We start from the raw sequence: 11592 nt of genomic DNA on the forward strand, positions 1-11592 counted from the left end.
CGCCGGAGGGCCGGACCTCTGCTCGCTCCCGCCGCGGGCCGGGATCCGGCGCCGCTGGCGGGTCAGTGGCCCCCGGTCACCGGTCCGGAGCCGTCGGCGGCGCCGTCACCGGCCTGCTGCGACCCGTCACCGGACTGATCGCCCGCGCCGTCACCCGACTGGTCGCCACCGGCGCCCGCCTCGTCACCGGCGCCCTGGTCTCCGCCCGCCTGGTCGCCACCGGCGCCCGCGTCGCCGGTCCCGAGGGTCGCGCCGACCGCCTGGAGCGCGGTCGTGACCGGCTGGAAGAAGGTCTCACCGCCGTTGGTGCAGTCACCGCTTCCGCCCGAGGTGAGGCCGATCGCGCTGCCGTCCTGGGTGAACAGGGAGCCACCGCTGTCGCCGGGCTCGGCGCAGACGTCGGTCTGGATGAGACCGGTGACCGTGCCCTCCGGGTAGTTGACGGTGGCGTCGAGGCCGGTGACCGTGCCGTCGTGGAGGCCCGTGGTGCTGCCCATGCGCAGGACCTGCTGGCCCACCGCGGCGTCCGCGGCCCCGGTGATCTCGACGCTCTGGCCGTTGCCGGTGTTCACCGTGCTGCTCGCCTGCGTGTTCGGATCGTCGTACTTCACCAGGGCGAAGTCGCCGTTTCCGGGGAAGGTCGCCTGGTCGACGGTGGCGATCGGAGCGCCGTTCTGGGCGTCCGACCATTCGGCGGCCGCGACGCCGCAATGACCCGCCGTCAGGAACGCCGGGGAGCCGTCGCCCGCCGTGACGTTGAAGCCGAGGGAGCAGCGGGCGCCGCCCCCGAAGATGGCGTCGCCGCCCTCGACGAACGTCCGGAAGGTGCCGGCGGACCTGCGTACCGTCGCGACGTCCCGGCCGAGCGTGTCGACGGCCGACTTCACCTTGTTCCACCGCGCTCCGGTGACCGTGCTGTCGGCGGTGACCCGGATCTCGTTGGTCTTCGGGTCGACGGACCAGGCGGTTCCCGGGACGCTCGCGTCGGACCTGAGCGTCGTGGCGGCGGACTTCAGCGCCGCGGTGCTGTTGCGCACCTCGTGGGGGACGGCGCCGGCCTTCCTGACCTCGTTCACCGCGTCACTGTCGGCACCGACCACGTTGACGACGACCTGCCGCCTGCCCGCGTCGTAGTACGAGCCGGCGAAGGCGTCCCCGAGCCTGGTGGAGAGCCGCGAGGCGAGGGCCGGGGCGTCGGCCGCCCCGAGCGTCCTGGGGGCGGGCGTGTCCCCGTCCGTCTGGGACGCGTTGGCGTGGGGCAGCAGGAGTGCCGCCGCACCGAGCGCCACCACGCTTCCCGCCGCCAGCGCGGCCTTCCTCTTGGGTATCCGTTTGTGACTCACCTGTCGACCTCCTGGGGGCGGGGTCCCTGCCACCGTTCGGCAGCTGAACTCGGGGCGCCTGGACGGCTGTTGATACGGACTCCTCACCCGGTGCGTTCAACGGCCGCCGAAGCCCCGGCGCTTCGTCACCCCGGGCGACGAGGCGGTGACACGCGGTCTCCCGCCGGGAGCGGAATCCCGGCTTCAGGGAATCTGCACAGTGAAAGCGCAATCGCGTCACCCGGCCCCACGGATCTGCACAGCGCCGTGGCCTCGCCGTGTCCTCGGGGCCGGCCGCCGCGTCCCTCCCCGGCATGACAACCCGTCCTCGCGCACCGATGCCGCGCAGACTGTGAAGAAGTCGGCCCCAAGCGGTGCGCGCGCCTGCACGGATGGGTCGTCAGGGAGCACGAAACCCCTGGTCGGAGCCCCGATTGAGTGGAGGCCGGACGCGGCGGCGTGCTTTGATCCGTTGCACCGCGGGGGCCGCTCCGGTTCCCGGCGACGGGCGCCTGGCGCCCGCGGTCCGCGGCCGTCATCCGTCACCGGAGGGCGCCGCTCCCCCCTTGTCAATTATTCTTACGAAGGGAAGTTCCCCCATGAACTCCACCCCCCGTGTCGAGACCGCCGAGATCTCGGACGCCGACCTCGACAACGTCTCCGGCGGTCTGTCCCTGAACGCCGTCGGCACCGTCACCGGTCTCGTCGACTCGGTCGCCCCGGTCTCCGGCGTCGTCGGCACCGCCGTCGGCACCGTGGAGGGTGTGACCGGCCTGAACACCGCTCCGGTCACCGGCCTGGTCGCCGGTCTCTGACCGCACCGTGTGCCTCCGGGTCCCGGAACCGCTCCCCGGTTCCGGGACTCACGGCTGCCATGAACCTCTCGAACAGGTGAGGGAAGTCCCGTGCAGTTCCGCCAACAGGCCCTCGCCAAGCTGCAGTCGCCGGAAGAACTCGACCTTCCGGTGCGTTTCGCCCGCCCCCAGGGCTGGCTCGTCCTGTCCGTGACCGTCCTCGTCATGGCGGCCGCGTCCGTCTGGGCCGTGACGGGCAGCGTGCGGTCGACCGTGAGCGCGCCGGCCGTCCTCACGCACGCGCAGGGCAGTTACGTCCTGCAGAGCCCGGTCGCCGGTCAGGTCACCGCGGTCCTCGTGAAGGAGGGCGAACGGCTCCCCGCCGACGCGCCCGTCCTCAAGGTCCGTACCACCGGGGGCGAGACGGTCGTGCGGACCGTCGCCGCGGGCCGCGTCACCACGCTCGGCGCCGACATCGGCGCGATCGTCACGACCGGTGCGGACATCGCCGCCGTGGAGAAGGTCGCGCACGCCAAGGACCCGTTGTACGCGACCGTGTACGTGCCCGCCGAGAACGCCTCCGCCATCCCCGCGCACGCGGCCGTGGACCTCACCGTCCAGTCGGCACCCGCCCAGCGGTACGGGGTGCTGCGCGGACATGTGGCGTCGGTCGACCGCACCGCCAGGACCCGGCAACAGATCACCGCCTTCCTCGGCGACAGCCAACTCGGCGAACAGTTCACCGAGAAGGGCAGGCCGGTGGCCGTACTCGTCCGTCTCGACCGGAAGCCGGGCAGCGCCTCCGGGTACGCCTGGTCCTCGGCGGACGGGCCGCCGTTCGCTCTCACGTCCATGACCCTCGCGACGGGCTCCGTCCACCTGGCCGACCAGCGCCCCGTCGACTGGCTGCTGCCGTGAGCGCGCCCCGGGGCACCACGGCCACCGCCGCGCGCCGCGGCACCGCGACACCCCCGCCGCCGGTGCGCGGCCGGCGCCGCGCCGCGCCGCCGCGCGACGCCCGCACGGGCAGGCGCCGCACCGTCCGCACGCCCACCGTCCTGCAGATGGAGGCCGTGGAGTGCGGGGCGGCCTCGCTCGCCATGGTGCTCGGCCACTACCGGCGTCACGTGCCGCTGGAGGAACTGCGCATCGCGTGCGGGGTCTCGCGGGACGGATCACGCGCGAGCAACCTGCTGAAGGCGGCCCGGAGTTACGGGCTGACCGCCAAGGGCATGCAGATGGACACGGCGGCGCTGGCCGAGGTGAAAGCGCCCGCCATCCTGTTCTGGGAGTTCAACCACTACGTCGTCTACGACGGGACGGGCCGGCGCTTCGGCCGCCGGGGCGTGTACGTCAACGACCCCGGCAAGGGCCGCCGGTTCGTGCCCATGGAGGACTTCGACAGCAGCTTCACCGGTGTCGTCCTGGTGATGGAACCGGGCGACGGCTTCCGCCGGGGCGGACGCAGGCCCGGAGTGCTCGGCGCCATGCCGGCCCGGCTGCGCGGCACGTCGGGCACGATGCCGGCGGCGGTGCTCGCCAGTCTGCTGCTGGTGGTGGTCGGCGCGGCGCTGCCCGCGCTGAGCCGCGCCTACATCGACATGTTCCTGATCGGGGGCCGGACCTCGCTGCTCGGCGTGCTGTTCGCGTCGATGGCCGCCTCGGTGCTGCTGACCGTGGTGCTGACCTGGCTACAGCAGGCGAATCTGCTGCGCGGCCGGATCGTCTCCTCGACGCTCGGCAGCGCCCGGTTCCTGCGGCATCTGCTGCGGCTGCCGGTCACGTTCTTCTCCCAGCGCAGCCCCGCCGACCTGGTGCAGCGGCTGCAGTCCAACGACGCGGTGGCCGAGACGCTCTCCCGCGACCTCGCGGCGGCCGGCGTCGACGCGGTCGTGGTGGTGCTGTACGCCGTACTGCTGTACACCTACGACCCGCAACTGACCGCCGTCGGAGTGGGAGTGGCCCTGCTCAACGTGGTGGCCATGCGCGTCGTGATCCGGCTGCGCGCCACCCGGACGGCGAAGCTGCGCGCGGACAGCGCCCGCCTCACCACCACCGCGTACACCGGTCTGCAGCTGATCGAGACGATGAAGGCGACCGGCGGCGAGGACGGCTACTTCCGCAAATGGGCCGGGCAGCACGCCACCACGCTGGAGGAGCAGCAGCGCCTCGGCGTGCCGAGCGCCTGGCTGGGCGTGGCCGCGCCGACGCTGGCCATGCTCAACAGCGCGCTGATCCTGTGGATCGGCGGGATGCGCGCCGTGGAGGGACACATCTCCGTCGGCCTGCTGGTCGCCTTCCAGGCGCTGGTGACCCGGTTCACGACGCCGCTCACCCGGCTCAACGGCGTCGCGGGCCGCATCCAGGACTTCGCCGCCGACGTGGCGCGGCTGAAGGACGTGGAGAACTTCGAGGCGGACCCGCTGTACGCGCGAACCGGTTCGGGGGACTCCACGCGCAGGCTGCACGGCCATGTCGAGCTGGAGAACATCACGTTCGGCTACAGCCCGCTCGACGAGCCGCTGCTCAGCGGTTTCTCGCTGAGCGTGGGGCCGGGACGGCAGGTGGCGCTGGTCGGCGGTTCCGGCAGCGGCAAGTCGACGGTGTCCCGGCTGATCTCGGGTCTGTACACGCCGTGGGAGGGCACGATCCGTATCGACGGGCAGCGGCTGGAGGACATCCCGCGGGGCGCGCTCGCCGCCTCGGTGTCCTTCGTCGACCAGGACGTCTTCCTCTTCGAGGGCACGGTCCGGGACAACGTGGCGCTGTGGGACCCGTCCATCGAGGACGAGGCGGTCGTCGCGGCGCTGCGGGACGCGGCGCTGTACGACGTGGTGGCGCGCCGCCCGGGCGGCATCCACAGCCGGGTCGAGCAGGACGGGCGCAACTTCTCCGGCGGGCAGCGCCAGCGGCTGGAGATCGCGCGGGCCCTGGTGCGCAAGCCGAGCATCCTGGTGCTGGACGAGGTGACGAGCGCGCTGGACGCCGAGACCGAGCAGCTCGTCATCGACAACCTGCGCCGGCGCGGCTGCGCCTGCGTGGTGATCGCGCACCGGCTGAGCACCGTGCGCGACAGCGACGAGATCGTGGTGCTGCGGCACGGCACGATCGTGGAACGCGGGCGTCACGACGCCCTGATGGCGGCCGGCGGCCCGTACGCCGAGCTGGTCGAGGAGCGGTGAGATGACGACGGCGCACGACGGCGACCTGGTCCTGGGCGCGCTCGGGACCATGGGCACGCCGGTCGACTGCTCGGGGCCGGGCCGCCTCGACCTGGAGGGCCCTCAGGTGCTGTGGCTGGTCGCGGCGGGCGCCATGGACCTGTTCGCGGTCGACGCCGCCCAGCAGAGCCACTGGCACCATCTGGGCCGGCTGGAGGCGGGGTCACTGCTGCTCGGCCCGGTCGCCGGACCGCAGCACACGCTCGTCGGCAGGCCGCTGCGGGACTGCGCGGTGCGCCGGATCGTGCTGCGCGAGCTGTACCAGCAGCCGGGCACGGAGACCTGGTCCTACGACGCGTACGGCAACCCGCAGTACGTGCCGCCGACGACGAGCCCGCTCGAGTACGCCCTGGCGCTCGGCGCCGGCCGCAGTCTGTCCATTCTCTTCCAGGCGCCGACGGCCACGGAACCGGCGGCCGCGCCGGCCGACGACGACGTCTTCTGGATGCAGGTGCCGCCCGGCAGTGTGCGCTACGGCTCGCTGTACGGCGCGGAGGCCGCGGCCGACCTCCTGATGGACCCGGCGGTCTGGCAGGGCATGGTCGACCAGCAGTACCGGCTGCTGACCACGCTCGACCGCTGGATCGAGCAGGTGGAGACCGGGCACGAGCACCGGACGGCCGCGGGCATCGCCGCCGGTGAGGCGGTGCGCGCGCGGGCCGACCGGACACTGCTCGCCTCCATCGGCAAGCCGTCGGCCCGGCGCACCACGGCGGCCGACGCCGACGCCACGTACGCGGCCTGCGAGCTGGTGGCCCGCGCCGCCGGCATCGCGCTCGCCGGGCCGGAACGCGGCGGCGCCGGGAGCGACCGCCTCGACCCGGTCGAACGGATCGCGATCGCCTCCCGGGTCCGCACCCGCGCGGTACGTCTTCAGGGGCGCTGGTGGCGTGACGACGTCGGCCCGCTGGTCGGTCACCGGGCACTGTCGGGGGCGCCGGTGGCGCTGCTGTGGCGGCGCGGCGGATATGTGGCGGTGCAGCCGTCCTCGGGCCGGGAGACGCCCGTCGAGAAGGCGAACGCCGAGGAGTTCGAGCCGCGCGCGGTGATGTTCTACCGCCCGCTGCCGGAACGCCGGCCCAGCGCCCTGGGCCTGCTGCGGTTCTGTATGCGCGGCACCGGCGGCGATCTGCGCGCTCTGGCGGTCAGCGGGCTGGTGACCGTGGCGATCGGCGCCCTGGTGCCGCTGGCCACCGGCAAGGTGCTCGGCGAGTACGTGCCGCGGGCCGAGCGCGGTCTCATCGCCCAGGTCTGTCTGGCGCTCGTCGTCACCAGTGTCGTCTCGGCGTCCTTCATGCTGCTGCAGAACCTGACGCTGCTGCGGATGGAGGGCCGGGTCGAGGCGACGCTCCAGCCCGCCGTGTGGGACCGGCTGCTGCGGCTGCCGACGACGTTCTTCACGCAGCGTTCGACCGGTGAACTCGCCAGTGCCGCCATGGGCGTCAGCGCGATCCGGCGGCTGCTGGCGGGCATCGGCCCGACGGTCGCGCAGTCCGCGACGGTCGGCGCGATGAACCTGGGGCTGCTGCTGTGGTACAGCGTCCCGCTGGCGCTGACCGCGATCGCCATGCTGGTCGTCGTGGCCGCCGTGTTCCTGGCGCTCGGTCTGTGGCAGGTGCGCTGGCAGCGCCGCCTCGTCGTGCTCGGCAACAAGCTGAACAACAGGGCGTTCCAGACGCTGCGCGGGCTGCCCAAGCTGCGGGTCGCCGCCGCGGAGAACTACGCGTACGCCGCCTGGGCGGGCGAGTTCGCGCGCAGCCGTGAGCTGCAGCAGAAGGTCGGCCGGATCAAGAACGTCACGACGGTGCTCGGCTCGGTGTACCTGCCGCTGTGCACCCTGCTGATGTTCATGCTGCTCGCGGGCCCGGCGCGCGGGTCGCTGTCGGCCGGCGCGTTCCTGACGTTCAGTACGTCCCTGACGATGCTGCTGACCTCGGTCACCCAGCTGACCGGCGCGTTCGTCTCGGCGGCGGCCGCGCTGCCGATGTTCGAGGAGATCAGGCCGGTCCTCGACGCCACACCCGAAGTCCGCGCGGCGAGTACCGCGCCCGGGGTCCTGTCCGGGGGCGTCGAGGCGCGGCGGCTGTCGTTCCGGTACTCCGACGACGGCCCGCTGGTCCTCGACGACGTCTCGTTCGACGTCCGGCCGGGCGAGTTCGTGGCCGTCGTCGGCCCCAGCGGCTGCGGCAAGTCCACGCTGCTGCGGCTGCTCATCGGCTTCGACCGGCCGCTCTCGGGGAGCGTCCTGTACGACGGCCAGGACCTCGCGGCCCTGGACCAGTCGGCGGTGCGCCGGCAGTGCGGGGTGGTGCTCCAGCACGCCCAGCCGTTCACCGGGTCGATCCTGGACTGCATCTGCGGCACCGAGCCCTACACGCCCGAGGAGGCGATGGCGGCGGCGGAGATGGCGGGCCTCGCCGAGGACATCAGGCGGATGCCGATGGGGCTGCACACCATCGTCCAGGGCAGCGGGGCGATCTCCGGCGGCCAGCGGCAGCGGCTGATGATCGCGCAGGCGCTGATCCGCCGTCCGCGCATCCTCTTCTTCGACGAGGCGACCAGCGCGCTGGACAACGCGACGCAGCGCACGGTCATCGAGAGCACCCGGGCGCTCAACGCCACCCGGGTGGTGATCGCGCACCGGCTGTCCACGGTGATGGACGCGGACCGGGTGATCGTCATGGAGGACGGCCGCGTCGCCCAGCAGGGGCCGCCCGCCGAGCTCCTCGCGGACACCGGCGGCCGGCTGCACGAGCTGGTGCGGCGTCAGATGCGGTGAGCGACGCCTTCCAGGGGGTGTCGGACACCCCCTGATCCCTGTCGCGCGAACGCGCGTGCGGGACGGCCGGGTGGGTAGGGGTGAGCCATGCGGGTCAGCGTGCTGGATGTGGGATCGAACACCGTACGGCTCATGGTGGCCGACGCGGAGGGCGGGGTGCCGCTGCCGGTGCACACCGCCAAGTGGCGGCTGCGGCTGTCCGAACAGGTCGAGCCGGGCGGCCCGATCCCCGAGGAGTGCGTACGGCAGCTGGTCCGGGCGGTCCGCTCGGCCGGCCGCACCGCCGAGCGGTGGGGCTCGGAGAGCCCGCTGGCCTTCGCGACCGCCGTGGTGCGCAACGCCCCCAACCGGCGGGAGGTGCTGCGCGCCGTGCGGACGGAGACCGGGGTGCGGCTGTGCACCCTGCCGGGCGAGGTGGAGGCCGAGCTGACGTTCCTCGGCGCGCGCCGCTGGATGGGCTGGCGCTCGGGTCCGCTCGCCCTGCTCGACATCGGCGGCGGTTCCCTGGAGGTGGCCTTCGGGCGGGGCCGGCTGCCGGACTTCGTGGCGTCGCTGCCGCTCGGTGCGGGGCGGCTGACCCACGAGTTCTTCGACGGGCAGGACCCGCCCCCGGCCGAGAGCGTGAGGGCGATGCGCCGCGCGGTCCGCCATCAGCTGCGGGACGTGGCCGCGCGGGTCCGCTGGGAGGGGCCGCGCACCGCCGTGGCGACCTCCCGCACGTTCCAGCAGCTGGCGCGGCTGAGCGGTGCCGCGCCGGGCCGCCACGGGCCTTTCGCCGTACGGGAGTTGCACCGCGCGGACCTGCGCCGCTCGCTGGACCGGCTGGCCGAACTGCCTGCGGCCCGGCGCGCGGCGCTCCCGGGCATCTCCGCACCGCGGGCCGCGCAGAGCCTGGCCGGGGCGGTCGTCGGGCACACGGTGATGAAACTGACCGGACTGAGGTCCGTCACGATCTGCCCCTGGGCGATCCGCGAGGGCGTGCTGCTGCGGCACATCGAGGACGGCTCGTCCTGGTGGGCGGAGATCGCCCGGCAGAGCGACCGGACCACGCTCCCGGCGTCGGTGCCGCGGGAGGTCTGCGCCTCCTCCTGAACAGGCGCGCGCCAGGCCCCGTGCGGTGCGCCCGGTCCCGGCCGCGTTCGCCGTCCAGGCAGGGAGTACCCGTCGTTACCGCGCGCACGACGGCCGCCGGGGCCGTGGGCCGCGTCTGCGGCCCACGGCCCCGGCGTACCGGTTCCGGGATCCGGCCGGGCGGCCCCACTCCGCCCGGCCGGCCCCGGTACGGAACCGTGCGCGTTCCCGCGACGAGGCTCGCACTCCCCAGCAACAAGCCCTCGGTCCATTTTCGCGGGGACGGCATGGTCCCGGTCTCTAGAACGTGAAGACGGTCATCCCGTGGGAGTTCTTCACGCACTCGTTGGCGAAGGTGCGTTCGTAGGAGACGCGCTTGCCCTGCCAGACGCCGTCGACCGTGACGACCACGGGGTCGTACTGCCTCGTACACATGACGTCGCCTCTGTCGGCCAGGGCGTCGAAGTCCCCGCCGGTGGCCCGCAGTTCGGCGCAGGCCTGGCGGGCGGCGGGGTGGGTGCCCGAGGCGGTCGGGGCGCAGTTCAGCGTGACCGCGCGTTCCGGGGCGACGGCGGCCGCGTTCTGGCCGTGGCCCGTGGTGAGCACCAGGGCCGACGGGGCGTAGAGCGAGGCCGGGGCGTGGCCCGGGGAGGCGAGGGCGGTGGTGGAGAGGGGGCCGCAGACGGCGGTGGCCGTCAGAGTGAGGGCCGCTGCCCAGCGCGCGGTGTTCGGCATTGTGTGCATCCTTCCGCTTCGGTCGGGAGCCCTGCCGGCCCGGTCGGTGCCGGTAGGGGTGGCGGTTCGGTCGTACCGTTCCGGTCGTGCCGTACGGGTCGTACCGCGCCGGTCGTGCCGCGCCGGCCGGTTGCCCGGTTCGGCGAGCGCGAGTCTGCCGAGTCCGGTCCGGGAACACACATCGCACCGACGGATTCAGGGTAACTTTGAGTGTTGAATCAGTGGCTAGAAGTAACGGAATCCGAACGAACGAGCCCCTGAACTGAGCGGTTGCCGATCGTCCGGTGACGTGCCCTGGCCGGTTCCCACGGCTCGGCAATCGGCCGGAAACATTCCGCTACGGGCCCGTACGCACCGCGGACCGGCCTTGTCACGGCCGTCACGATCATGGGATACAGGGCTGTCCCAGGGACGAGAGGCGGGATGCGCGGATGGCGAAGCACTGGGCGGACTTCCAGTACGAGATCTATCTCAACGGCATGACGGGGGCCGTGCCCCGGCTGCCCACGGACCTGACGCGCCTGGAGGAGCTCACCGAGCGGCGGCTCGGGCCCGGACCGGTCGGCTATGTGGCGGGCGGCGCGGGCAGCGGCAGCACCGCCCTGGCGAACCGCGCCGCGCTGGAACGGCGCCGGATAGTGCCACGCATGCTGCGCGACGTGAGCGAGCGGGACCTGTCGGTCGAGGTGCTGGGCCGGGCGCTGCCGGCTCCGCTGGCGCTCGCCCCGGTGGGTGTGCTGTCGATCATGCACCCGGACGCCGAGTGCGCCGCCGCGCGGGCCGCGGCGGCGCAGGGCGTGCCCTTCGTCCTGTCCTCGGCGTCCAGCACCCCCATGGAGCAGGTCGCGGAGGCGATGGGGGACGCGGAGCGCTGGTTCCAGCTGTACTGGGCCAAGGACCGCGAGGTCACCCGCAGTTTCCTGCAGCGGGCGAGGGCGGCCGGTTTCACCGCTCTGATGGTCACGCTCGACACACCGCTGCTGGCCTGGCGTCCGCGCGACCTCGACCAGGCGTACCTGCCGTTCCTGCACGGAGTGGGCACCGCCAACTACTTCACGGACCCCGCTTTCCGGGCCGGTCTCGCCAAGCCGGTGCACGAGGACCCGAACGCGGCCGTGACGCACTTCGTGAGCATGTTCGCGGACCCCGGCAAGACCTGGCCGGATCTGGCGTTCCTGCGGGAGAACTGGGACGGTCCGATCGTCCTCAAGGGGATCCTGCACCCGGACGACGCCCGTCTGGCGGCCGACGCGGGGATGGACGGGGTGGTCGTCTCCAACCACGGCGGGCGGCAGGTGGCGGGGTCCGTCGCGGCCGCCGACGCGCTGCCCGGGGTGGCCGAGGCGGTCGGGGACCGGCTGACCGTCCTGTTCGACAGCGGGATCCGTACCGGCGACGACATCTTCAAGGCGCTCGCGCTCGGCGCGCGGGCGGTGCTCGTCGGACGGCCCTACGCGTACGGGCTCGGCCTCGACGGGCAGGCCGGCGTGGAGCACGTCGTCCGCTGTCTGCTGGCCGAACTCGACCTCACCCTGGCCCTGTCGGGCCACGCGCGCCCCGGCACGATCGGCCCCGCCGACCTGCGGGAGTTCCCACCGACGGGAGCGTGAGGGCCGTCCGGCGGGGCGCCGGCGTCCTCGCGCGGCGCACGAGCACGCGGGCGCCTTCCT

The 11592-nt window shown here is 73.4% G+C and carries 8 protein-coding genes; 6 read left to right on the forward strand and 2 right to left on the reverse strand.

What is annotated here, in order from left to right:
• Positions 1-62: 62 nt before the first annotated feature.
• Positions 63-1343: an alpha-lytic protease prodomain-containing protein gene (locus tag ACFY93_RS17580; RefSeq protein WP_391359421.1), complete on the reverse strand. Its 1281-nt coding sequence runs from the start codon at positions 1341-1343 to the stop codon at positions 63-65.
• Between the two features lie 578 nt (positions 1344-1921).
• Here ACFY93_RS17580 and ACFY93_RS17585 point away from each other — a divergent pair.
• From ACFY93_RS17585 to ACFY93_RS17605, 5 genes are all read left to right on the forward strand, one after another.
• Positions 1922-2137, forward strand: a complete 216-nt coding sequence (locus ACFY93_RS17585; protein WP_391359424.1) for a type A2 lantipeptide — start codon at positions 1922-1924, stop codon at positions 2135-2137.
• 90 nt (positions 2138-2227) lie between these two features.
• Complete coding sequence (locus ACFY93_RS17590) at positions 2228-3034, forward strand: HlyD family efflux transporter periplasmic adaptor subunit (protein ID WP_391359427.1); 807 nt, start codon at positions 2228-2230, stop codon at positions 3032-3034.
• A gap of 146 nt (positions 3035-3180) precedes the next feature.
• A complete protein-coding gene (locus tag ACFY93_RS17595; RefSeq protein ID WP_391359909.1) occupies positions 3181-5298 on the forward strand; it encodes an NHLP family bacteriocin export ABC transporter peptidase/permease/ATPase subunit in 2118 nt (705 codons plus the stop codon).
• A gap of 1 nt (position 5299) precedes the next feature.
• Entirely contained in the window at positions 5300-8116 is a 2817-nt protein-coding gene (locus tag ACFY93_RS17600) for an NHLP bacteriocin export ABC transporter permease/ATPase subunit (protein WP_391359430.1), read from the forward strand.
• An 87-nt stretch (positions 8117-8203) separates the two neighbouring features.
• A complete protein-coding gene (locus ACFY93_RS17605) occupies positions 8204-9208 on the forward strand; it encodes a Ppx/GppA family phosphatase (RefSeq protein WP_391359433.1) in 1005 nt (334 codons plus the stop codon).
• Between the two features lie 279 nt (positions 9209-9487).
• On the opposite strand, the gene ACFY93_RS17610 is transcribed toward ACFY93_RS17605, so the two are convergent.
• On the reverse strand, positions 9488-9922 hold the full coding sequence (locus tag ACFY93_RS17610) for a protease inhibitor (RefSeq protein ID WP_391359435.1): 435 nt from the start codon (positions 9920-9922) through the stop codon (positions 9488-9490).
• Between the two features lie 431 nt (positions 9923-10353).
• On the opposite strand from ACFY93_RS17610, the gene ACFY93_RS17615 reads away from it, so the two are divergent.
• Positions 10354-11532, forward strand: a complete 1179-nt coding sequence (locus ACFY93_RS17615; RefSeq protein WP_391359438.1) for an alpha-hydroxy-acid oxidizing protein — start codon at positions 10354-10356, stop codon at positions 11530-11532.
• The last annotated feature ends 60 nt before the right edge of the window (positions 11533-11592 follow it).

Source organism: Streptomyces sp. NPDC008313 (genome assembly GCF_042956125.1).
Lineage (GTDB): Bacteria > Actinomycetota > Actinomycetes > Streptomycetales > Streptomycetaceae > Streptomyces.